Raw genomic sequence first — 18,866 nt, 5'->3', positions numbered from 1 at the left:
AAGCGAGCGGCAACCGATCGGCAACCGATGATTACCGGTTGGGCCGTAGCTTGGTCACATGGCGCGGCAGCGCCGGCGCGATCGACCACAACACCTCGGCCTCGATCTCGCCCGGATTCGTCCATCCGTGTTCGAGTCGCGCGGAGAACGTGGTCGAGTCGCCCGCGCCCAGATGTCGCACGGCGCCGTCGACGGTGAGTTCGAGGCTGCCGCGGACCAGGTAGGCGAACACCGTCTCGGCCTCCAGCGCGTACGCGCCGCCCGAGCCGCCGCCCGGGCTCAGCACGGTGCGCATCACCTGGACGTGCGTCTCCTCCGCCGGCGTCAACAGGAACTCCTCGATCCCGATGCCGCCCATCTCCAGCGGGGCGCCGATGCCGCTGCGCACCACGTCCTGGTCGGGGTAGTCGAACAGGGCGGCGATGCTGGTGCCGACCGCGTCGCAGATGCGCAGCAGGGTCGGCACGGACACCGACGCCTTGCCGCGCTCGGCCAGGCTCAGAAAGCCCTTGGTCACCCCGGCGGCGCCGGCCACCTGGACCAGCGTCAGCCCCTGGGCCAGGCGCAGTTCGCGCAGGCGCGGGCCGACCCGGGACATCCGACTGGAGGTGTCCTTGGCGGCGGGTGTGGCCGCGGGCTCTGCGCCGGACTCTGCTCCGGTATGTGCTGGCACGCGCGACACGGTACCCGTCCTCCCGTCGTTTCAGCGCACCGTTCCGCGACCGCCGAGCGGTCCGTAAAGGTTCGGATTCACCCTGCTCGGGGGTCTTTACGCCACGAGTTTACTCCTGTAAAACCTTGACGAAAGTTTAGCGCTACTAAACGCGACCTCGTCCAGCCAGGAGCAGCCATGAGCACCATCCCCTCCCCGGCACCCGCCGACCGCGTCCGCGGCGTGGTTCTGCGCCCCGGCAACGACCTGACCATGACCGATCTCGTGCTGGCCCCGCCCGGCTCCGGCGAGGTCGAGGTCGCGGTGGTCGCGGCCGGCGTGTGCCACTCGGACCTGCACGTGGTGCGCGGCGAATGGGACGTGCCGATGCCGGTCGTACTGGGCCACGAGGGCTCCGGCGTGGTGACCGCGCTCGGGCCGGACACCGAGGACTCGGGCCTGGCCGTCGGCGACCACGTGGTGCTGTCCTGGGTGCCGGCCTGCGGCGCCTGCCGCTACTGCCTCGCCGGCCGGCCCGCCGCGTGCTCGCTGGTCGCCGAGGTGGTCGCGCCCAAGGGCGTGCTGTACGACGGCACCAGCCGACTGAGCTCGACCGACGGCGAGCAACTGCACCACTACCTGGGCGTATCCTCGTTCGCCGACCGGGTGGTGGTGCCCGCCTCCGGCGCGATCAAGGTGCGCAAGGACGCGCCGCTGGACGCGCTGGCCCTGGTCGGCTGTGCGATCGCCACGGGGGTGGGCGCGGTCCGCAACACCGCGGGAGTGGAGGCCGGCGCGACGGTCGCGGTGATCGGCTGCGGCGGCGTGGGGCTCTCCTGCGTACAGGGCGCCCGGCTGTCCGGCGCGGGCCGGATCGTCGCGGTGGACGTGGTCGCGGACAAGCTCGACCTGGCGCGCACGCTGGGCGCCACCGACACCGTCGACGCGAGTGCGGTCGACCCGGTGGCGGCGCTGCGCACGTTGGTCCCGGAGGGCCTGGACTACGTGTTCGACGCGATCGGCAAGATCGCCACCACCGAGCAGGCCATCGCCGCGCTCGGTCAAGGTGGCGCGGCGGTGATCGTCGGCCTCCCGCCGACCGGCAGCACCGCCCGCTTCGACCCGCTCGCGTTGGCCGAGGCCGACCAGCGCATCCTCGGCTCGAACTACGGCTCGGTGGTCGCCCACCGCGACATCCCGGTGCTGGTCGACCTGGTGGTCGGCGGCTTCCTGGACGTCGAGTCGATGATCTCGGCCCGGCGTCCGCTGGAGGAGGCCGGGGACGCCCTCGCGGAGCTGAACGAGGGCCGTGCCCTGCGGCAGTTGCTGATCACCGGCTACCGGCCGGCGCCCCACGACCCGGCCGAGGCCGGCGTGGCCGGCTCCGACTCGGCGGCCTACGACGCGTACACCGCGTACGTCGCGCCCCGGTCCGCCTCCGGCTCCACCACGCACGCCCCGTCCGCGTACGACCCCACCAAGCGCGAGGGCTGACCGATGACTACTCTCACCCCAGGCAATTCGGCCGGAAAGTCCGGAAAGGCAGCACCCGTGCCCGCATCCGCAGCCTCGCTCCCCTCCCCCGGCACCCACTCCGGCCCGCCCGACGACGGCCTGGCCCGGCGCAGCGTGACCACCTTCGAGGTGGGCGCGCAGAGCGTGGCCAACGTCGCGCCCAGCGCGGTGATCGCGTTCGCGCCCGCGAGCATGGCCGCGTCCGCGGGCAACGGCGCGTGGTTCTCGTTCTTCCTGGCCATGGCCGCGGTGCTGGCGATCGCGTACTGCATCTGCGTGTTCGCCCGCCGCCGGGCCGGCACCGGCTCGCTGTACGCCTTCACCCGGCTCTCGCTCGGACCGGCCGGCGCGTTCGTGACCGGTTGGGCGCTGCTGATCGGCGCGGTGTGCATCGGCTCCGGCTCGCTCGCGGGCGCCGGCTACTACACCGGCCGGGCGCTGGACGGAATCGGCGTGGGCGCCTTCACCGGCGTGGCCGGTCAGGTGTTGCTCGACGTGTTGCTGGCCGCCATCGCGGTGCGGTTGACCATCGCGAGCGTGCGCACCGCGGCGCGGGTGGCGGCGACGTTGGAGGTGATCTCGATCGTGCTGATCGTGGTCGTGCTCCTCGCGGTGTTCTTCAAGAGCGGCAACGACCTGTTCGACACCGACCAACTCACCCTGAGCGGCAGCACCCTGGACGGCGTCGTGTTCGCGGTGGTCCTGGGCGTGCTCGGCTTCGTCGGTTTCGAGGGCGCGGCCTCGCTGGGCGCGGAGGCGACCGACCCGTACAAGGCGATCCCGCGTGCGGTGATGGGCAGCGCGCTGCTGGCCGGGCTGTTGTACATGTTCGCCACCTACGCGCAGGTGGTCGGCTTCGGCGGCCCCGACGGCCTGGTGGCCAGCGCCGACCCGATGGACGAGTTGGCCGAACTCTCCGGCCTGGGCTTCCTGAAGTTCTTCCTGCACGCGGGCTTCGCCGCCTCGTTCCTGGCGGTGGTGATGGCCTGCGTCACGGTCGCGGCCCGACTGCTGTTCGGCATGGCCAGGGAGGGCGTGGTGCCGGCCCGCCTGGGTCGCGCGCACCCGACGCACAAGACGCCCTCGGCGGCGATCCTGGTCGTCACGCCCTTCGTCGCGATCCCGACGGTGGCGGTCGTGCTCGCCGGCACCAACGGCCTGGACGCGACCACGTACATCGACACGATCGGCGTCTTCGGCTACATGTTGTCGTACGTCCTGGTCTGTCTGGCCGCGCCGCTGTTCGTCCGCAGGACGGGCGCCCGGGCCCTGGCGATCACCTGGGCCCTGGGCCTGATCGGCGCGGCGGCGATGGTCTACGTCTTCTACCGCAACCTGTGGCCCGTCCCGGAATCCCCGCTCAACGTGCTGCCGTACGTCTTCGTCGGCGCCCTGGTGGTGGGCATCGCCGGCTACGCGGTCCTGCGCGCCCGCGACCCGGAACGCGCCGCCCGCGCGGGCACGTTCGCCGACGACGCGGCGTAGCCGGTTCCGTCGCGCCCGCCGCCGCCCGCTCGGGGGGCGGCGGGCGCGACGGACGCCCATCGGCATCAAAAACGGCAAATGGTAATCAATGCCCGGATACGCCGCCGGGCGGATTCCGATTCGCGGCCGGATTTCCCTGGACGTGAATTGACTAAACTTCGCGCTACCACGATTCTTGCGTTCGGCGGCCCAGGGGTGGGGATCCCGGTGACAGACCCGGGCAGCGGGGGCCGCCTTTTCGCGAGGAGTCGTTTCTTTCATGCATAAGACGCAGCGGGGTATATCCCGCGTGGCTTCGGCGTTCGTCGCCACCGGACTGGCCGCGGTCGCGGTCGTGGGCCTGGCGCCCACCGCGCACGCGGACGCCGACGCCGGCACCAAGCTCCGCTTCCGCGGTCACGTGGACGACACGGAGGGCTCGGTCCGCCTGAAGGGCTTCCCCTTCGGCGTGCAGACCGAGCTGATGATCCTCAGCCAGGAGCGCCGGGGGACGCCCGAGGTTCTGGTCTACTGCATCGACCTGGACACCACCGTCCAGGACCAGGCGGAGTACCGCGAGGGCACCTGGGGGGAGTCCTGGCTCCAGGACACCGCGAAGGTCGCGAAGATCAACTGGGTGCTGAACAACTCGTACCCCAAGACCGCCGACCTCGACGCGCTGGCCAAGACCGCGGGTCTGCCGTTGCACAAGGGCCGGGGCAAGGACAAGGACAAGAAGTTCTACGACCTCGACGCGGCGGAGGCCGTCGCGGCCACCCAGGCGGCGATCTGGCACTACAGCAACGGTGTCGACGCGAGCAGCAGCAACGACGAGGACGTCAACGCCCTCTACGCCTACCTGACCGGCCCGGCCAACAAGGGTCTGGCCACCGAGCCGGGCGCCGCGCTGGAGCTGTCGCCGACCACCAAGTCGGGCAACGACAGTGACACTCCGGGCGTCGGTCCGATCACCGTCACGACCTCCGGCACCGACCCGGTCGCGGTCAAGCTCGACGGCAACGTCCCGGCCGGCGCCTCGCTGGTGGGCAAGGACGGCAACCCGATCAACACGGCCGCGAACGGCACCGAGCTCTACGTCAAGGCGCCCAAGACGCCGGGCGAGACCAAGATCTCGGCCACCACCAAGGCCGGCATCAACATCGGCCGGGTGTTCCTGGGCAAGAACCGCAAGCACACCCAGACCCTGATCACCGCGGGCTCGCAGCCGTTCTCGGCCAGTGCCTCGGCCCAGGTCAAGTGGTCCCACCAGCCCGTCCCGGTGCCTTCCTCGGCGGCCAAGGAGGACTGCGTCGAGGGCGGTGTCACCGTCACGCTGAAGAACTCCGGTGACGGACCGGCCGACTTCAAGGTCAACGGCACCACGGTGAAGGTGCCGCCGAGCTCGACCAAGACGCACTTCGTCAAGGTCGCCGAGGACACCGACTACACCATCAAGGTGACCGGTCCGGGCAACTACTCGCAGACCTACACGAACAAGCTCGACTGCGTCGAGGCGCCGACCGTCCCGCCGACGACGGCTCCGCCGACCAGCCTGCCGCCGACCAGCCTGCCGCCGGTCAACACCACGCCGCCGACCACGCCGAAGCCGCCCACCACGACCGCGCCGCCGGCCCCGGGCACGTCCGCCCCCGCGACCAGCGCCGCGCCGACCACCTCGGCACCGGCGACCTCGTCCGCGCCGCCGACGAGTGCGGCCCCGACCACCAGCCAGGGCCCGGGTACGGGCGCCCCCGCGACCACGGGCGCGCCGACGACCACGTCCGCCCCCGCGACCTCCTCGGCGCCGCCGGCCACCAGCGCGCAGCCGAGCGGCAGCACCGGGCCGACCAAGCCGATCGTGGAGCCCGGTACCGACGACCCGGCCGTTGTCGTGCCGTGGCTGCCCGTCGCCCCCGCGGGCAAGGGCAAGGACCTGGCCAACACCGGTGGTGACGACTCCGCCACCTTCCTGATCGCCGGTGCGGCCGCCGCACTGCTCGCGGCCGGTGGCGGCGCGATCTACTTCAACCGCCGCCGTGGTCGCCACCAGGTCTGACGTCCTCGACCCGGGCAACCGCACGACCGCTGAACCGGGCCGAGTCACCAGGTGACCCGATCCGATGACAAGGGCTCCGCCGACCCGGCGGGGCCCTTGTCGTTTTCGGCCGGCCGGCCGGGCGCGATTCCCATGCGTATTCCCGCGAATGCAATCCGTGCTTTGTCGACAGCACGATTCATTTCCCTGGCGGGCACCGAAACGGCTCGATAATTCGAAAGAACTCGACTGGTACAAGATTGTGACGCGGGCACTCCGACGGCCGCGATTGTCACCGTCGCCGGGAATGATCCGACCCCTGGACGACCTGTACTCGACGACCGTTCGCTTCGGAGGGACCCCGACCATGTCGCACCGCATCATCAACCCCGACGGCCTGCACGACCCGGTGCACTTCGGCTACAGCCACGTCGCCGTGGCATCCGGGGAACTCGTGTTCGTCGCCGGACAGTACGCGTCGGACGCCGACGGCCATGTGAGCACCGACGACTTCGCCGAGCAGGTCGAGGAGTCCTTCGACAACCTGCGGATCGCCCTTGCGGCCGTCGGCCTGGACCTGAGCCACATCGTGCAGTTGCGCACCCACATCGTCGATCACGACTCGGACAAACTGGCCATCCTCGGCAAGGCGATCGGGGCGATCTGGGGTGACGTGCCGCCGACCCAGACGCTCAGCGGTGTCGCTTCGCTGGCCCTGCCGGAGATGTTGTTCGAGGTCGACGCGGTCGCGGTGCGCCCCTGACCCGCGCCCCGACATGCGAAGGCGCCGGCCGGGTGAACCACCCCGGCCGGCGCCGATCACGAACGGGTCAGGCCGGGACCAGGTGCGAGCGCTGGCGCCCCAGCCGATCGATCTCCAGCTCCATCACGTCGCCCGCCACCAGATACGGGAAGCGCCCGGACAGGGCCACCCCCTGCGGCGTCCCGGTGTTGACGATGTCGCCGGGTTCCAGCACCAGATACTGCGACAGGTGGTGGATCAGGTACGCCACGTCGAAGATCATGTCGGCCGTGGTCGAGTCCTGCCGGATCTCCCCGCCGACCCACGACCGCAGCCCGAGCGTCTGCGGGTCGGTGACCTCGTCGGTGGTCACCAGCCACGGGCCCAGCGGGTTGAACGTCTCGCAGTTCTTGCCCTTGGACCACTGGCCGCCGGACTGTTCGAGCTGGAACGCCCGCTCGGACACGTCGTTGCTGATCGTGTAGCCCGCGACGTGGGCCAACGCCTCCTCGGGCGAGTCGAGGTAGCGGGCTCGGCGGCCGATCACCACGGCGAGTTCGACCTCCCAGTCGGTCTTGACCGCGCCGCGCGGAATCGACACGTCGTCGTAGGGCCCGACCACGGTGTGCGGGGTCTTGTAGAACAGGATCGGCGTGCTCGGCGGCTCGGCGCCGGATTCGGCCGCGTGTGCCGCGTAGTTCTGACCGATGCACAGCACCGCGCCGGGCCGGGCCACCGGTGCGCCGACCCGCAGGCCCGCGACGTCGAGCTCGGGCAGGGTGCCCGCCGCGGCGGCCTCGCGGACCCGCCGGACGCCGTCCGAGGCGAAGAAGGCTCCGTCGATGTCGGCGGTGAGCCGGCCGAGGTCGAAGTGGCGGCCGTCGGCGGCGAACAGTACGGGGCGTTCGTTGCCGGGTTCGCCTACGCGCATCAGGCGCACGGTGGTCTCTCCAGGGGTGAAGGTGTCGGTATGGAAGGTGAAGGAGGGTTCAGCCGACCCGGGTGAGCGCGTCCGGGCCGACCTCGTGGTCGAGCGCGGCGCCGGTGAGGTAGCGCTGCACCTCGGCCAGCACGATGTCGCCCTGCCGGCGGCGGCACTCGACCGTACCGGCGGCCCGATGCGGCGTCAGCAGCACGTTCGGCAACCCCCGGAACGCATGCTCGACGGGCAGCGGTTCCCGGTCGAACACGTCCAAGGCGGCGTCGATGCGACCGGTGGCCAACTCCGCGAGCAGCGCCCGCTCGTCCACCAGCCACGAGCGCGCGGTGTTCACCAGCCCGGCGCCGTCCGCGAGCAGGGCCAACTCGCCGGCCCCGAGCAGGTGCCGGGTCTCCGGCAACGACGGTGCGTGCAGCGCGACGATGCGACTGGTGGCCAGGAGTCGCGGCAATTCGACGAGTTCGACCCCGAGGTCGGCCGCGTCGGCGGCGCTCAGGGTGGGGTCGGTGACCTGTACCCGGGCGCCGAGCGCGCGGACCACCTCGATGTACGCCCGCCCGGTGCGCGACGCGCCGACCACGCCGATCCGGCTGCCGAGGATCTCGTGCCGCTCGGGCGCGACCGAGGCCGTCGCCCAGTCGCCTCCCCCGCGCAGCGCGTGGTCGTAGCGATGGGTTCGGTGCAACAGCGCCAGGGTGAAGGTCAGCGCGACCTCGGCCACCGAGCGGGCCATGCCCTGCCCGGCCTGGGTCACCCGGACCCCGCGGGCGAACGCGTCCGCGCCCACATACGGGGTGATCGCCGCGCCGGTGTGCGCCAACAGCCCGACCCGGGGCGCCGCCGCGAGCAACTCGCCGGTCAACCGCGGCATGCCCCACGACGACACCAGCACGTCCGCCCCCGCCAGGGCCGCCCGCAGCGCGTCGACGTCGGCGGGATCGTCCACCGGCAGCACCTCGGCCAGGTCCCGCAGCCGCTCGGCCACTCCCCCGGGCCCGGCCGGGTCCCGCGCGCCGAAGAACTCCGCGCGCAACCCGGGCGGGACGGCCAGCACGACCGCGGCGCGAGCGCCCGGCCCGGCGGCCCACGTCGGACTAGGCGAGCCAGGCATCGAGGTGCTCCGCCACGAACGCGTCGTCGGTCAGCCACGGATATGCCTTCGCCACCCGGGCGATCTCCTCGGCCTGTCCCGGCGACAAGGTCTCCGCCGGGTCCAGGCACCAGGTCCCGGCCAGCAACCCCTGCCGGCGCAACACCTCGTGCACGCCCGCGATGCAGCCGCGGAAGCCGCCGCGCACATCGAAGACCGCCGAGTTGGCGTCGGTCAACTCGGGTGCCTGACCGAGCAGTTCGACCATCATGCGGTGATCGCCGGCGCGCGCCCGGCGGACCCGGTCGAGCAGCGTGACCGCGCTGGAGGTCCAGACCGCCCACTGGCCGAGCAGCCCACCGGCGAACCAGCGCGGCCGGTCGCCGGCCCGATACGGGGTCAGCAGGTCGGTGATGATCGCGTCGTCGTTGCCCGTGTACAGCGCGACCTCGTCGGCCCGGTCGGCGTCGGCCACCGCCGCGAGCACGTCCGAGGTGCGATAGCGGTCGAACGGTGCGATCTTGATCGCCGCCACACTGGGAATGTCGGCGAACGCGCGCCAGAACTCCGGGGTGAGGAACCGGCCGCCCACCGCGTCCTGGAGGTAGAAGCCGATCACCGGCAACACCTCGCCGACCGCCCGCGCCCGGTCCAACAGGCCCTGTTCGTCCGCGCCCGGCACGGCGGGACTGAGCAGCACCGCGTCGTAGCCGAGCGAGGCGGCGAGTTCGGTCTCGGCCACCGCCTGCGCGGTGTACCCGCAGGCGCCCGCCACCCGCACCACCGGGCGGCCCGCCTCGCGCGCGACCGTCTCGGCGGCCAGCTCCAGCACCGGCCGGAGCAGCCCGACCTCGGGCCGGCGAATCTCGAACTGCGTGGTGTGTACGCCCACCGCCAGGCCGCCCGCGCCGGAGGCGAGGTAGTAGCGGGTCAGCGCCCGCTGCCGACGCTCGTCGAAGCGGCCCTCGGCGTCGAGCGCCAACGGGTGCGCGGGAATCACGGTGCCTTCGAGCAGCAGTTCGATCGGCGTGCGCGGGCCTGCCGCCGCGTCGGTCGAGCCGACCGCGTCGAGCCCACCGGCCGGATCGACCGGGTCCATCGAGCCGACCGGACTCGGGTTGTCCGTTGCGGAGTTGATCACGATGCCTCAGAACTTTCCGTCGCGAACCTGGAACTTGGTGGCCTTGCCGGACAGCGGATACCCGCGCCGGATCCAGTCCGCCTGCCAGGCCACGAGTGTGCGCAGGGGGACCTCGGGATAGCCGAACAACTCGTGGCACAGACTCGCGTCGGACAACAACGCGCTGCCCGACTCGGCTCCGGTCACCATCGCCTCCCGGCCGAACTCGGTGCCGAACATCGCCGCGAGGCGTCGTACGGACGCGGTCTCGGGGCCGGTCAGGTTCACCGTGAACGGTGTGCCCGCGTGCCCGAGCGAGCGCAGCGCGACCTCGTTGGCGTAACCCTGCCACACCACGTTGGCCTGACCCGTCGTCACATCCACCGGTGCGCCCGCGTGTACCGCCGCCGCGATGTCGGCGAGCACGCCATAGCGCAGGTCCACCGCGTAGTTGAGCCGGATCAGCGCGACCCGGGTGCCGCGCGTGGTGGCCGCATGGGTGAACACCCGCTCGCGGCCCAGGCACGACATCGCGTACTCGCCGACCGGCCCGACCGGGTCGGTCTCCACACTGCCGCCGGAGCCCGCGTCCACCAGCGGGTACACATTGCCGGTGGAGAACGCGGCGATCCGCGCGTCGGGGTAGCGGCGGGCGATCCGGTCCGGCAGTGCGGCGTTGACGGCCCACGCGTGCTCGGGGGCGCCGGCCGAGCCGAACTTGGCGCCGACCATGAACACCACGTTGCCCGCGTCCGGGAGTTCGGCCGGGTCGCCGGTCATCAGGTCGAACGCGACGGTGTGCACACCGTCGGCCTCCAGCGCCTTCGCCGCCGCCCGGTCCGACCAGCGCGAGACCGCGTACACGCGCACGTCGGCGCGTCCGCCCGCGTCCAGCGCACGGCGGGCCAGCCGGCACAGACTCGGGCCCATCTTGCCGCCCGCGCCGAGCACGACCAGGTCGCCGTCGAGTTCGGCCAGGTCCGCGATCAGCGCGGCGGACGGGGTCGCGAGGAGTTCCTCCAACGCGGCCTCGCCGTCCGGGAAGGCGAGTCCCGCGGGTGTGCCCTTCGCTTCGGCCACAGCTACAGCCACCTCTCTCCTGACGGATGATCAGCCATGACGGGTGATCAGCCCTTGATTCCGGTTGCCGCCACGCCTTCGGTGACGTAGCGCTGGCCCACCAGGTAGGCCATGAAGATGGGCACGAACGCGACCACGGAGCCTGCCAGGACCACGTTGAGCGGCACGTTCTGCTGTTGCAGGGAGGCGATGCCGACGGTCAGCGTGCGCATGTCGGTGCTCTGGCCGACGATCAACGGCCACAGGAAGTCGTTCCAGTGCCACAGGAAGACGAACGTGCCCAGCGTGGCCATGATCGGCTTGATCAGCGGCAACACGATCCGGACGAAGATCTGGAACTCCGAGGCGCCGTCGATCTTGGCCGCCTCGAACAGCTCGTCCGGCAGTCCCTGGATGAACTGCCGCATCAGGAACACCGCTTGCGCGTTGGCCAGCGAGGGCAGGATCAGGCCCCAGTAGGTGTCGACGCCGTTCATCTTCGCGATCAGGACGAACGTCGGGATCATCGTCACGTGGTACGGGACCATGACCATCGACAGGAACGACCAGAACATCGCCTCGCGGCCGGGGAAACGCTTCTTGGCGAACGCGTAGCCGGCCAGCGCGGAGAGCAGCAGCGTGCCGAGCACGCCGACGATCGAGTAGATGAGCGTGTTGATCAACCACTGGGGGACGTCCTGCGAACCGAGGACGTCGCTGTAGGCGCTGGTAGTCAGGTTCCACGGCAGCAGACTGCCCGGGAACTCGACCGCGCCGGACGGCTTCAGGGACAGCACGACCATCGCGTAGAACGGGAAGATCGTGGCCAGCGCGACCACCCCGAGCAGCACGCCGCGCAGCACCTTGCCGCGTCGGGTGCCGCGCAACGCGTGCGGCACGGTGTCCTGTTCGCGGCTGCCGCCAAAGCGGTCGCGGCGCAACCGCAGGCGGGCGCGCGGGGGTTCGTGCTTCGCCGTCACGATCGACGGCGGCGTGCTCTCGGTGACCTCGTGGGTATCGAGGGACATGGTCACTTCTCCTTCCCGATCACCAGGCGCTGGATGATCGCGACGATGAGCGTCAGCACGAACAGGGCCAGGCCGATCGCGCTGGCGTAGCCGAGATCGAAGTACTTGAAGCCGGCGTCGTAGAGCTGGAACACCAGCGTGTAGCTGGCGTTCGCCGGGCCACCGCCGGTCATCACGTAGACCGCGTCGAAGACCTGGAAGCTGGCGGTGGTCTCGATCACGGCGAGGAAGAACAGCGCGGGCTTCAGGCTCGGCGCGATGATGTAGCGAAAGCGCTGCCAGGGGCCGGCGCCGTCGGTGAGCGCGGCCTCCTCCAGCTCGCGCGGCACGTTCTGCAGGCTGGCCAGCAGGATCAGCATGCCGTAGCCGAACCGCGACCAGATGCCCACGATCGCCAGCGCGGGCACCACGAACACGTCGTCGGCCAGCCAGGATCCGGTGTGTCCGCCGACCCAACTCATCACCGTGGACCACGGGCCGTCGGTGGAGAAGATCCAGATGAAGACGGTGGAGGCGAGCACCAGGCTGGTGACCACCGGGAGGAAGAAGATCGAGCGGAACAACTTCGAACCGCGGAAGGCGCGTCGGGTCAGCAGGGCGAGCCCGAGCGCGGCGATGATCGTGCCGGGCACGGTGATCACCGTGTACAGCACGGTCACCTTGAGCGAGGACCAGAAGACCGGGTCGTCCCACAGGCGGGTGAAGTTGTCCAGGCCGGTGAACTTCGGCGAGTCCATCAGCGAGTAGTCGGTGAAGCCGAGCAGCACGCCGGCGATGCTGGGGCCGAAACGGAACAGCACGAACAGCACGAAGGCGGGCAGGACGAACAGCAGCCCGATTCGGGCCTCGCGGCGGGCGTGCGGCCCGCGTCGGCGGAGCCTGCGGGGTTGTTCCGCGACTGCGGCCACGGGGACCTCCTTGGGCTGAAGAGCGGATGGATGGGACGGGAAGCGGGGGCGGGGTGGGCGGCCCGGACGAACCGGGCCGCCCCGCCAGGGTCAGCGCGCGAGCAGCGCGTTCGCCGCCTTGGCCGCGTCGTCGAGCGCGGCCTTGGGGCTCTTGTTGCCGATCAGCGCGGCCTGGATCTCGGGCGCGAGCACGCCCATCACGTCGCGCGACTTCTCCTTGAGCGGGCCGGCGCTCATCACGTCGAGCGTCTTGGCCACGTCGGCCTGGAGCTGATTGCCGGGGTAGGGGTCGGCGGCCGAGGTGCGGGCCGGGAAGTAGCCGTTGGACTTGACCAGCGCGAGGCTGTTCTCCGGCTTGGCGACGAAGGAGATCCACTTGCCCGCGGCGTCCTTGTTGGCGCCCTTGAGCATCGCGAACGAGCCGACCGTGCCGTAGCCCGCGGACTTGGCGTCCTTGAGCGGCGGCAGCACGACGGTGTTGTCCTTGCCCCAGAACTTGTCCACGTCGGCCGGGGTGTTCTGCCAGGTGCAGGCGACCTTGCCCTTGGCCACCGGGGTCTGCTCCAGCTTGGGCGTGGTGGTGACCTGGTCCTTGTCGGTGTAGCCCTTGTCCACCAGCGTCTTGAGGTAGCTCAGCGCCTTGACGCCGGCCTCGGAGTTGAACGCGACCGACTTGCCGTCGGCGGCGAACACGTCACCGCCCGCCTGCCACAACATCGGGTACCAGGTCAGGTTCAGCGTCTGCTGGGTGTCGCCGCTGTAGCTGGTGGCCTGGTAGCCCTTGTCCTTGAGCTTCGGCGCCAGGTTGAGCAGGTCGTCCCAGGTGGCCGGGTAGTTCGTCTCGCCGATCGCGGCGAACACCCGCTTGTCGCAGATCAGCGGGTTGGCGCTCATCAGCAGCGGGGTGGCCATCGGCTTGCCGTCCACACTGACCGAGTCGAGCGCGGCCTTGCGGTAGTCCGCCTTGTCGGCGGCCGGCATGTACTCGTCCGCGGGCACCAGGCTGCGCTGGTACTTGGGCAACTGGTCCGGCACCAGGTAGACCACGTCCGGGCCCTTGTTGGCCGCGATCGCGGTGGCCAGCGCGGTGTCGCGGTTGGCCCACGGGTAGGTCTCGACCTTGACCTTGTAGCCCGGGTTGGCCTTGGCGAAGGCGTCGGTGAGGCCGGCCCAGTACTCCTTGTTCTTCGCCTCGTCGGCGATCACCGGGTACATCCACGTGGTGATCGACTTGCCGCCCGAGCCGGGCCCGGAGGAGCCGCCGCACGCGGCCAGGCTCACGGTGAGGGCGGTCGCGAGCACCGGGAGGGCGATCGCGCGGACGGTACGCGGACGGATGTTTCTTCTCATGAGGGTTGCTTCTCCTGACAGCGGGGTTTGACGGGGTGTCAGTTCAGGGGCCGAGGCGGTGGACCGGCCGCTCGCCCACCGCCGGAAGGCGGCGAGGGCGGGACGGCACGAGCGGCCGGGCCGGCTCGGGGGCTGCCCGACGGGGCGGGGGTCGCTCAACTCGCGGGTACGACCTCGGTGTTGCCGCCGTGTCGGGAGCGTTCGACGGCGAACGCGGCGAGGTGGCTGCCGAGCGAGTCGGCGCCGTCGGAGCGGATGTGCGCCCGGTCGCCGGTGGCCAGCGCGGTGACGAACGCGTCGATCAGCGCGGTGTCGCCGCCGCCGTGTCCGTCCGCCGCGTTCGACCCGGAGGCACCCGCGTCGTGGGTGACCACCTTGTCGTCGGCGAAGGTGTGCACGGTGACCCGCTCGCCGTCGCCGCGCAACCAGCCGTGGCTGCCGAAGATCCGCACCTGACGGTGCGTCTGCTCGGTGAACGCGGTCATCGTGAAGGTCGCGGTGATCCCGCCGGACAACTGCATCGCCACCACCTGGTGGTCCACCACGTCGTTGTCGCAGTGGTAGACGCAGCGCCCGTACGGGCCTTCACGCAACGCCCGGACCAACTCGGCCTGATCCTGCGGCCCGTGCGCCGCGTCGGTGACGTGGTTGATCGGCCACGCGTCGCCGGTCTTGCGCAGCGCCGGGAAGTAGAGCTTGGGTCCCGAGTACGGGCAGTCGGGTTCGACCGCGCAGTCCAGGCAGTTGCGTGCCGAACCCGCCGGCGCGTTCTCCGGCTTGAAGTGCGCGAGGCCGCCGAAGCTGGCCACGGTCTCGATCCGAGCGCCGGTGACGTAGCCGATCCAGTCCAGGTCGTGCGAGGACTTGGCCAGGATCATCGGCGAGGAGTCCGCCTCCCGACTCCACGGACCGCGTACATAGGAGTGCGCGTAGTGCCACCAGCCGACCGGTTCCAGCAGGTCCAGGCTGACGATCGAGCCGAGCACGCCGGAGTCCAGCACGCCCTTCACCAGGTCGGTGTAGGGGGTGTAGCGCAGCACGTGGCAGACCGCGAACGGCACACCGGCCTCGGCGACTCCCTCGATGATCCGCCGGCAGTCCGCCTCGGTGGCGGCCATCGGCTTCTCGGTGAGGATCGCGTAGCCGGCCCGGGCCAGCGCCAGGATCGGCTCCACGTGTTCGCGGTCCTGGGTGGCCACGATCACCGCGTCCGCGATCCGCTCGTCCAGCAGTGCCCGCCAGTCCTCGAACTGCACGCTCGCGCCGGACGCCTGCCGGGCCGAGACGCGCGGGTCGGCCACCGCGACCAGTTCGGCGCGGTCGGGGTGCCGATGGATCCAATCGGTGTAGGTCAGGCCCCGGTTGCCCGCACCGACGAGCGCGATCCGGACGGGTCGGTCGGTGCCGGCCGGTGGGCCGGTGTTCGTGGTCAAACTGGCGGCGGTCATGGTGCTTCCCGTGGTGCGAGGGGTGACTGCTGGTACGAGCGGGCCGCGGGCCCGGGGGTGACGACGAGTCAGAGGAGTTGGTTGCCGGCGGTGTGCGCGACGCGCGGGCCCTCGTCGGGCAGCGCGGTACGCGTGACGCCGTCCTCGACGCAGCCGCTGTGCAACAGCGCGCTGCTCCCGCCGAAGGCCGCGCCGGTCAGTTCGAGCCGACCGCCGACGAACGTGTTGCCCGCCGCGCGGTAGCGGTTGGGCCCGTCGGTGACCAGCACGTGTGCCGTGGCCGGGTCGGCGGCGGTGGACACGCAGCCGTCCAACTGCCAGGAGACCGTCCGGGCGCCGCCGGTGCGCGACAACAGCGCGCGGGCCGCGTTGGTGCCGCCGAGTCGGGTGCGCGACAGGGCCACACCCTGATCGCCGGTGCCCGCCAACCGCAGCCCGGTATCCCGCAGTTCGCCGCCCGCGACGGTCAGGGCGGCGCCGGTCACCGTGGTCGGTGCGGCGCCGGGGGTGCCGACCAGCGTGCAGTCGGTGAGCACGAGTCGACCGGCGTTCTTCAGGCTCGCGTTGTCCAGGCCCTTGAGGGTGACCCGGTGCAGGTGCAGTTCGCCGCTCACGTTGGCCTGGGTGATCTCGGCGTCCTTGCCGAGGGTGAACGTCGAGTCGGCGATCACGTTGGCGCGCTGCGAGCGGTTGGACGCCTGCGACACGATCAGCGGTCCGGACGCGGTGCAGCCGCGGATCTGTACGCCGTCGGCGTTGACCCACAACATCCCGGAGCCGGCCAGCGCCGGCTTCCCGATCACCTGCATGTCCTCCAGGGTCAGATCGGTGATCTTGACCCGGGCCACGAACCACGAACACACGTGCTTGCGCACGGTGATGCGCTTGGCCACCGAACCCCACGCGGCACCGGAGTTGGCGAAGGTCATCAGCCCCGAGTTGCCGGTGTAGACGAGGTCGTGCTCGAACTGACCGTGCGTCACGAACGGGCCCTGGTCGTCGCCGTCGCCGTGACAGTTGGTCACGTAGCAGTAGGCGGAGGCGGTCAGGTCGTTGAGATGCCGGCTGTTCGCGACGTGGCAGTCCTCGACGTGCCCGTACAGGCAGTAGATCTGCTGGGTCAGGTAGCCGGCGCCGCCCCACGTGACGCTGGCCGGGTTCTTCAGCGTGCACGCCCGGGTGCGGTAGTGGGTGCACCAGCGGCGCATCACCACCGGCCAGAACGTGCCGATCGCGTCCACGTGTTCGACGTCGCAGTGGATGGTGTACTCGTAGGCGATCGGGTGCGATCCGGTGTACTGGTCGCCGTCCTGGATGCCCTGGAAGACCATGTTGCGCACGTGGGCGCGATCCACCGGTTCGATCCTGGTCCAGGTGAAGGTACGGCCGGCGGCGAGGTCCCAGCCGATCTTGTAGCCGACCCGGATGTGCGTCGCGTCGACGAGCTGGGTGATCTCGACCAGGCGCTGCACCTCCTGCTCGTACTTGCCCTTGCCCGGCTCCGGGTCGATGGTGACCGCCCACCAGTCGCCGACCTTGAACGCCGCGCTGTCCGGCACCTCGAAGACGTCGGCCAGGTCGGGCATCGGCTGGGACAGCTTGGCCTTGACCACCGTGTCGGTGACCTTGCCCTTGAAGTACAGGACGGCGCCGAAGGGGTTGTCGTGGGTGTTCTTCTCGATGCCGGTGGTGCGGACGGTGTGTCCGCCGAAGTCGAGGACGATCCGGGAGCGGCCGAAGGTGTGCCGCTTGACGAAGAGCAGGTCGCTGTGGGCTTCGATCCGGTGGATGTAGGGGTCGCCGACCATCGCGTCCAGGGCCGCGTCGGCGGGGACCTTGTCGTCCAGGATGCCGAACCGGCGGAAGTCCATCACCCCGTCGTGCACCTGGATCCACCGACCCTCGCGCCGGGGCGAGGCGGGGGCCAGCACGGTGCCGCCGTTGACCGGCAGGGTCGAACGCGGTTCCCAGCGCACCACCATGCCGCCGCCGTCACCCGCGGCGTGGTAGCCGGCGACCACGACGACGGTGTTCGAGGCGAGCCGGCGGGTCTCCAGCCGCAGCAGCGCGGCGACGGTGGCGACACCGGTGGGGACGTTGCCGTCCTCGTGCCGATCGTCGGCGGACGAGGACGCCGACGACGCGGCGGCGGCCGTACCCGTGCCGGCGGCGGCCAGGAGCAGACCGCCCAGGCCGCCTGCGGCGAGCAGCCGGCGACGGGAGGACGCGGCGGCAGGGGCGGGAGCCCGCGTCGGAACGGCGGTGGAAGTTTCGGGGGACGTGCTCATCGGGACCTCGGCCTTCGGCGGCAGGGGGGTGAGGATGCTTCCCGTGACACGTGCCGATGCGGCGTTCCCAACCGGTGGGAATCGCGCGGCGGATGGCTTGGGGTGGGTCGCCTCGGCCCGCTGACGGACCGTCGACCCCAGGGCCGCGAACCGGGCACGATTCGTGGCAGCGAACGTGCGGGCCCTGATGAGTCAAGGAACCTAGACCGGCTCGACGATCCCGGTCAAGAGCCGGTGGCGGATTTTCGTGGTCCGTGATCGGAGGAACACGATGAGGTCGAGTCGGATCGTCCCGTCTCGACCCCATCGGGTGCGATTGTCCACCGACGTGTTTCAGCCGGCGTCGATCTCGCCCTCGGCGCCCTCCGTGCTGCCCAACTCGCGGCTGACCCGCAACGCGCCGGCCCGAACCTGGCGGCCCAGTTCCTGGAATCGCCAGCCGGGCAGGTCCAACTTGAGCCCGGTGATGCTGATCGCCCCCACGCACAGCTCCCGGTGGTCGCGGACCGGACTGCCGATACAGAAGATCCCGTCCGCGTCCTCCTCGTCGTCCAACGCGTAGCCGGTCTGCCGGATGTCGCGCAGGTGCGCGAGCAGGGTCGCGGTGTCGGTGATCGTGTGCGACGTGCGCCGGGGCAGCCCCGAGCGCTCGATCACCGCGCGCGCCTCGGCCTCCGGCAGCGCGGACAGGATGGCCTTGCCCAGTCCGGTGCAGTGCGGCAGCTCGCGCACGCCCATCCGCAGGTCCAGGCGCACCCGCTGCTCTATCCCGACCTGGTCGACGACCACCGCGAGCCCGCCCTCGGGCACCGCGAAGCGCGCGGCCATGCCGGTCTCCCTGGTCAGTTCGGCCAGCACCGGTCGGGCCACGTCGCGCAGCGACACCTGCGACTGGGCCCGATCACCGAGCCGGGCCAGGCCCATCCCGAGCCGGTAGCGCCGGTTCATCCCTTCTCCGTCGTCCGAGACGAGGCCGTAGCCGCGCAGGGTCTGGAGCAGTCCGAAGGTGGCGCTCTTGGAGATCCCGCAGGCCTGACCGACCTCGGTGACACTCATGCCGTCCCCCGGACCACGTGTGGAGAGCACTTCGAGGATGTCCGCGGCCCGGGCGACGGACTTCACCCAGTACTTCGACTCCTCGACATTCTCGTTAACGCTGTTCGACATAGCAGAACACATTACCGGTCCGGACCCCTTGACTGCTTTGTACATCCAAATGTAAAGTCT

At 70.9% G+C, this 18,866-nt stretch carries 15 protein-coding genes; 4 read left to right on the top strand and 11 right to left on the bottom strand.

Annotated features, from left to right (window positions below; translation table 11 throughout):
* Positions 1-31: 31 nt before the first annotated feature.
* Positions 32-673, bottom strand: a complete 642-nt coding sequence (locus tag ACH4U8_RS25135; protein WP_395780319.1) for a helix-turn-helix domain-containing protein — start codon at positions 671-673, stop codon at positions 32-34.
* Between the two features lie 177 nt (positions 674-850).
* On the opposite strand from ACH4U8_RS25135, the gene ACH4U8_RS25130 reads away from it, so the two are divergent.
* From ACH4U8_RS25130 to ACH4U8_RS25115, 4 genes are all read left to right on the top strand, one after another.
* Positions 851-2,146 (top strand): zinc-binding dehydrogenase, encoded by a 1,296-nt coding sequence (locus tag ACH4U8_RS25130; protein WP_395780317.1) that lies wholly within the window; start codon positions 851-853, stop codon positions 2,144-2,146.
* A gap of 57 nt (positions 2,147-2,203) precedes the next feature.
* On the top strand, positions 2,204-3,652 hold the full coding sequence (locus ACH4U8_RS25125; RefSeq protein WP_395780315.1) for an APC family permease: 1,449 nt from the start codon (positions 2,204-2,206) through the stop codon (positions 3,650-3,652).
* A gap of 259 nt (positions 3,653-3,911) precedes the next feature.
* Positions 3,912-5,687 (top strand): Cys-Gln thioester bond-forming surface protein, encoded by a 1,776-nt coding sequence (locus ACH4U8_RS25120; protein ID WP_395780313.1) that lies wholly within the window; start codon positions 3,912-3,914, stop codon positions 5,685-5,687.
* 346 nt (positions 5,688-6,033) lie between these two features.
* The gene (locus ACH4U8_RS25115) at positions 6,034-6,429 is read left to right on the top strand and encodes a RidA family protein (RefSeq protein ID WP_360313424.1); all 396 of its coding nucleotides are present in this window, start codon (positions 6,034-6,036) and stop codon (positions 6,427-6,429) included.
* 67 nt (positions 6,430-6,496) lie between these two features.
* Here ACH4U8_RS25115 and ACH4U8_RS25110 read toward each other — a convergent pair whose 3' ends face one another.
* The 10 genes from ACH4U8_RS25110 to ACH4U8_RS25065 all read right to left on the bottom strand — a co-directional run bounded on the left by ACH4U8_RS25110 (position 6,497) and on the right by ACH4U8_RS25065 (position 18,806).
* Positions 6,497-7,348: a fumarylacetoacetate hydrolase family protein gene (locus ACH4U8_RS25110; protein WP_395780311.1), complete on the bottom strand. Its 852-nt coding sequence runs from the start codon at positions 7,346-7,348 to the stop codon at positions 6,497-6,499.
* A gap of 49 nt (positions 7,349-7,397) precedes the next feature.
* Positions 7,398-8,459, bottom strand: coding sequence for a hydroxyacid dehydrogenase (locus tag ACH4U8_RS25105; protein ID WP_395780309.1), 1,062 nt, complete (start codon positions 8,457-8,459; stop codon positions 7,398-7,400).
* Positions 8,443-9,537, bottom strand: coding sequence for a dihydrodipicolinate synthase family protein (locus tag ACH4U8_RS25100; protein WP_360313444.1), 1,095 nt, complete (start codon positions 9,535-9,537; stop codon positions 8,443-8,445). The genes ACH4U8_RS25105 and ACH4U8_RS25100 overlap by 17 nt, the downstream gene beginning before the upstream one ends.
* 48 nt (positions 9,538-9,585) lie before the next feature.
* Positions 9,586-10,650, bottom strand: coding sequence for an NAD-dependent epimerase/dehydratase family protein (locus ACH4U8_RS25095; protein ID WP_395780307.1), 1,065 nt, complete (start codon positions 10,648-10,650; stop codon positions 9,586-9,588).
* A 35-nt stretch (positions 10,651-10,685) separates the two neighbouring features.
* On the bottom strand, positions 10,686-11,651 hold the full coding sequence (locus ACH4U8_RS25090) for a carbohydrate ABC transporter permease (protein WP_395780305.1): 966 nt from the start codon (positions 11,649-11,651) through the stop codon (positions 10,686-10,688).
* The gene (locus ACH4U8_RS25085; protein ID WP_360313434.1) at positions 11,648-12,553 is read right to left on the bottom strand and encodes a sugar ABC transporter permease; all 906 of its coding nucleotides are present in this window, start codon (positions 12,551-12,553) and stop codon (positions 11,648-11,650) included. The genes ACH4U8_RS25090 and ACH4U8_RS25085 overlap by 4 nt, the downstream gene beginning before the upstream one ends.
* A gap of 90 nt (positions 12,554-12,643) precedes the next feature.
* Positions 12,644-13,903, bottom strand: coding sequence for an ABC transporter substrate-binding protein (locus tag ACH4U8_RS25080; protein ID WP_395780303.1), 1,260 nt, complete (start codon positions 13,901-13,903; stop codon positions 12,644-12,646).
* A gap of 155 nt (positions 13,904-14,058) precedes the next feature.
* Complete coding sequence (locus tag ACH4U8_RS25075) at positions 14,059-15,351, bottom strand: Gfo/Idh/MocA family protein (protein WP_395780301.1); 1,293 nt, start codon at positions 15,349-15,351, stop codon at positions 14,059-14,061.
* Positions 15,352-15,419: 68 nt separating this feature from the next.
* On the bottom strand, positions 15,420-17,222 hold the full coding sequence (locus tag ACH4U8_RS25070; protein ID WP_395780559.1) for a peptidase C14: 1,803 nt from the start codon (positions 17,220-17,222) through the stop codon (positions 15,420-15,422).
* Between the two features lie 750 nt (positions 17,223-17,972).
* A complete protein-coding gene (locus ACH4U8_RS25065; protein ID WP_360324871.1) occupies positions 17,973-18,806 on the bottom strand; it encodes an IclR family transcriptional regulator in 834 nt (277 codons plus the stop codon).
* Positions 18,807-18,866: the final 60 nt, after the last annotated feature.

This window comes from Embleya sp. NPDC020886 (assembly GCF_044333915.1).
GTDB lineage: Bacteria > Actinomycetota > Actinomycetes > Streptomycetales > Streptomycetaceae > Embleya.
The sequence above is the reverse complement of the archived record's forward strand: the minus strand, read 5'-3'. Positions and strand labels throughout refer to the sequence as shown.

What these genes read in the sequence shown, in the direction of transcription:
- ACH4U8_RS25130 (WP_395780317.1), top strand. Translation starts at nt 851, where the DNA reads ATGAGCACCATCCCCTCCCCGGCACCCGCCGACCGCGTCCGCGGCGTG.
- ACH4U8_RS25105 (WP_395780309.1), bottom strand. Translation starts at nt 8,459, where the DNA reads ATGCCTGGCTCGCCTAGTCCGACGTGGGCCGCCGGGCCGGGCGCTCGC.
- ACH4U8_RS25120 (WP_395780313.1), top strand. Translation starts at nt 3,912, where the DNA reads ATGCATAAGACGCAGCGGGGTATATCCCGCGTGGCTTCGGCGTTCGTC.
- ACH4U8_RS25070 (WP_395780559.1), bottom strand. Translation starts at nt 17,222, where the DNA reads ATGGACTTCCGCCGGTTCGGCATCCTGGACGACAAGGTCCCCGCCGAC.
- ACH4U8_RS25100 (WP_360313444.1), bottom strand. Translation starts at nt 9,537, where the DNA reads ATGGACCCGGTCGATCCGGCCGGTGGGCTCGACGCGGTCGGCTCGACC.
- ACH4U8_RS25080 (WP_395780303.1), bottom strand. Translation starts at nt 13,903, where the DNA reads ATGAGAAGAAACATCCGTCCGCGTACCGTCCGCGCGATCGCCCTCCCG.
- ACH4U8_RS25115 (WP_360313424.1), top strand. Translation starts at nt 6,034, where the DNA reads ATGTCGCACCGCATCATCAACCCCGACGGCCTGCACGACCCGGTGCAC.
- ACH4U8_RS25065 (WP_360324871.1), bottom strand. Translation starts at nt 18,806, where the DNA reads ATGTCGAACAGCGTTAACGAGAATGTCGAGGAGTCGAAGTACTGGGTG.
- ACH4U8_RS25075 (WP_395780301.1), bottom strand. Translation starts at nt 15,351, where the DNA reads ATGACCGCCGCCAGTTTGACCACGAACACCGGCCCACCGGCCGGCACC.